This is a genomic window from Candidatus Phytoplasma phoenicium (genome assembly GCF_001189415.1).
GTDB classification, from domain to species: domain Bacteria; phylum Bacillota_I; class Bacilli_A; order Acholeplasmatales; family Acholeplasmataceae; genus Phytoplasma; species Phytoplasma phoenicium.
Genome location: NZ_JPSQ01000006.1, coordinates 1 through 3,206, shown reverse-complemented (window position 1 = coordinate 3,206; position 3,206 = coordinate 1). Strand labels below are relative to the sequence as shown.

2 protein-coding genes are annotated in these 3,206 nt (G+C 24.8%); both read left to right on the top strand.

Annotated elements, in window-relative coordinates:
• Positions 1–297 (top strand): HlyC/CorC family transporter associated domain-containing protein (locus AlmWB_RS00310; protein WP_275043462.1); only part of this gene is annotated, 297 nt, incomplete at its 5' end.
• Positions 298–441: 144 nt separating this feature from the next.
• The gene (locus tag AlmWB_RS00305) at positions 442–3,189 is read left to right on the top strand and encodes a cation-translocating P-type ATPase (RefSeq protein ID WP_050337003.1); all 2,748 of its coding nucleotides are present in this window, start codon (positions 442–444) and stop codon (positions 3,187–3,189) included.
• Positions 3,190–3,206 lie beyond the last annotated feature (17 nt).

Sequence of the window (3,206 nt, the reverse complement as noted above, 5' to 3'; positions counted from 1 at the left end):
AATATAGATATTTTAAAAATTTCTAACAAAGAGTATATTACTAAAGGAACTACGCATTTATATGAAGTAGAAGAACATTTGAATGCAAATTTACCAATTGATAATTACGAAACATTAAGTGGTTTTATGTTAGGACAATTAAATACTATGCCGGAAAGACATGAAAAAATCAAATTAACTTATAATAATTGGATATTTGAAGGCTTAACTTATAATGGATTAGTAATTACAAAAGTGAAAATTACTCAAAAAGAAAATTCCATACCTTCAGAAGAAAAAAAAATTATAGAAAAATAAAATTATTTAACAATTTACTTTTAATTTTTTATGTTAAAAAATGTATTTTTTTATTATTTGAAAGAATCTTATTGGAAAGTTTCTTTTTTTATTTTGGATTCTTCTTTTTTTTATTTAAATTAGAAAGTATAATGATTTTTTATCATGAATGCCTCATTACAACAATTAGAACTTAATAGTTTAGAAACCGTATTAAAAACTAATTTCCAAAAAGGCCTTGAATCTTCTGTTGCTGCTCAAAGATTAACAAAAAACGGACTTAATAAATTAATAATAGAAACTAAAGTATTTTGGTTGAAAAAATTAATAAATCAATTGAAAGATTTATTTGTATGTCTTTTATTAATAGCAGCCATTATAACTTTAATAATAGGTTATTGGAATAATCAACCAGAAGAATTATACGAAGGTTGTTTGATTTTAGTTATCATCATTATTAATGCTTTTTTAGGTCTTTTTTTTGAAAGACAAAAAGACATATCTTTAAAAATAATTAAAAATAAAACTAAACCATATACTCGTGTTTTAAGAAATGGTAAAGTTAAATTAATTTTAAAAGAAAATATAGTTATTGGAGATATCATTTTTTTAGAAACAGGTGATGTTGTTCCTGCTGATATCAGATTAATTAAAAGCACACATTTAAAAGTTAATGAAGTCATTTTAACAGGTGAAACAACCCCTGTATATAAAAATATGGAAATTATAGCTCCAATTTTTAATTTATTAAATGCTCCTCATATGGTTTTTATGCAGACCATAATTGTTTATGGTCATGCTAAAGGAGTTGTATTAAAAACTGGTATGCAGACTCAAATAGGACAAATTAAACAATTAATTTTCAAATCATTACGAAAAAAAACACCTTTAGAAAAAAATCTTAACCAATTTACACAATTTATCTGTTGTTTAGTGGTTATTTTCATTAATTTTAATTTTATAATTAATTTATTCAAAAATTATTTGGTTTATCATATAATTAATTGGTTAATGATACAAAAATTATTTTTATCTTCAATAGCTTTAGCAGTAGCTGTTATTCCCGAAGGTTTATTAACTATTGTGACTATTATTTTGGCTTTTGGTATAAGAAAATTAGTTCATCAAAAAGTTATTGTCAAAAATTTAAAAGCTTTAGAAACTATTGGAGCTATTAATGTCATTTGCGCTGATAAAACAGGTACTTTAACCAAAAATCAATTGACTATTAAAAAATTATATTTATATCCTCAAATGAATATAGTTCATTCTGATTTACGTTTGAATCCATATATCAACAAATTATTAACTTTTAGTGTTTTATGTAATAATGCTCATTTGAATGATGATGATTCTTTGGCCAAAAAAAATAATACAGTTTTTGTAGCGGATCCAGTCGATCAAGCTTTTATTAATTTAGCTCGTCTATGGAATTTTGATTTTGTCAATTTGACCAAGATATATCGTAAAACAAAGGAATTTCCTTTTGATGACCATTATAAGTTAATGATCACAATACATGAACATCAAGACACATTTTTGGTTGTGATCAAAGGAGCAGGCGAATTAATACTTCGTTTATCATCGTTGATATCATATAACGATCAAATTATATCTAAAAATAGTGCATCTTTTCAGCAAGCTGAACAAGATTTAAATCATATCTCACAAGAAGGTTACAAAATTTTAGGAATAGCGTATGCAACTATATTACCACACGAATGGCAAAAAGATCATTTAACAGTTGCTAAAATATTAGAACAAATCAAATCGAAAATCATCTTTTTAGGAGCTTTTGGGATGGAAGATCCTATACGTTCTGGTATTAAAAAAAATATCAAATATTTACAACAAGCTTCTATTATACCTATTATGATTACTGGAGATCATTTATTTACAGCTAAACATGTAGCTACGCATATTAATCTTTTAACAAAAGAAACTGATTTAGCTATTACAGGTGATATTTTGGATTGTTTAGATGAAAAAGAATTTCTTGATAAATTACCTAATATTAAAGTTTATGCTCGTGTTAATCCTGAACACAAATTAAAAATTATTCAAGCTTGGCAAAAAAAAGGAAAAATAGTTGCCATGATAGGAGACGGAGTTAATGATGCTCCTAGCATTAAACAAGCAGATATCGGAATTGCTATGGGTATTACAGGAACGGAAATTTCCCAGCAAGCAGCTACTATGATTTTGACAGATGATAATTTTAATGCAATTCCGAAGGCTATCGAAGAAGGAAGAAATATTTTTCATAACATCAAAAAAAGTGTAATTTTTTTGTTAAGTTGTAATATTGGAGAAATTATTTTAGTTTTTTTACATACTTTTTTAGGAAACTTAGTATTTTCGATGGATTTTCAACTTTTGACTACATTACAAATTTTATGGGTGAATTTAATAACAGACTCGCTAGTCGCCATTGCTTTAGGAATGGAACCAAAAGAAAGTAATTTAATGAAAGAAAAACCTAGAAAAATAAACCAATCTTTTATAAATAAAATGTTTATTAGTAAAATTATTTTAGAAGGGGGTATGATTGGTCTTTTAACTTGGTTTGCGGCTTTTATAGGATATCAAAAATATCATAATAATTATCAATATGCCCAAACTTTTGCTTTTATGGTTTTATGTTGTTCTCAATTAATCCATGTTTTTAATTTAAGACATTTTACAAAATCTATTTTTCAACTTGCGCCAAATTTTTATTTAATAATTTTTTTTATGTTTAGTTTGTTTTTGCAAATTACTATTTATATTTTACCTTTTTGTAGAACTAAATTTAAATTAGTACTTTTAAATTGGGAAGATTTAATGATTATAAGTTTTTGGTCACTTATGCCTTTATTCATTATAGAAATATGGAAAAAAATAAAAAATTTTCAAAGGAAAGCTAAAATTTAAGAAAAAAATTTTAACAA

What these genes read in the sequence shown, in the direction of transcription:
- AlmWB_RS00305 (WP_050337003.1), top strand. Translation starts at nt 442, where the DNA reads ATGAATGCCTCATTACAACAATTAGAACTTAATAGTTTAGAAACCGTA.